At 41.1% G+C, this 521-nt stretch carries 1 protein-coding gene and 1 pseudogene; both read right to left on the bottom strand.

The window, feature by feature from the left end; translation table 11 throughout:
• Nucleotides 1–129, bottom strand: a pseudogene (locus R7Q11_RS29255) (DUF805 domain-containing protein); the annotation flags it as partial.
• A 98-nt stretch (nucleotides 130–227) separates the two neighbouring features.
• A partial coding sequence (locus R7Q11_RS29250; protein WP_225467355.1) for a 5-carboxymethyl-2-hydroxymuconate Delta-isomerase occupies nucleotides 228–521 on the bottom strand: 294 nt, incomplete at its 5' end.

Raw genomic sequence — 521 nt, 5'->3', positions numbered from 1 at the left:
CGCAGGAAACAACTTACTGATACCCGCACCAAAACCTATAATCGAAATGTAGTAAATCACATTCCAAATCCAATAGGTTTTGCGATCGATACGTCCGTGAAACGAAAACAGTAACTCTTTAGTCGACATCAATTTTTATCCAAAAATAGAAAGAATACAGAGTAGCCGAGTCGGGTTAATTTGGGAAGAAACAACAAGTCGTGAACAACGTCGGCCAAGCCTTATATTCAGTTCACCACTTTTTGAAAGCTGTCCACATCCATATCTCGAATGTTAACCGTTAAACTGTGCACATGACTTGCCTGTTCTTGAAGCACAACCATTAAAGCTCGCGATAATTCTCGCTTTTGTTCAGGCGTTCGGCCAGACAACAAATCAAAATTGATATGGATAAAATCGAGGCTGTCACCCGCTTCACCAATTAGCCAGTTATGACATCTTAACGTTCTTGATTTCACAGAGGCCAACTCAAAAAGGCCACTCTCTAACGCAGCTTTATGTAAGTCTTCCAGCAAACCTTG

This window comes from Vibrio sp. 970 (assembly GCF_033339075.1).
This window is presented reverse-complemented; position numbering and strand designations above follow the sequence as displayed.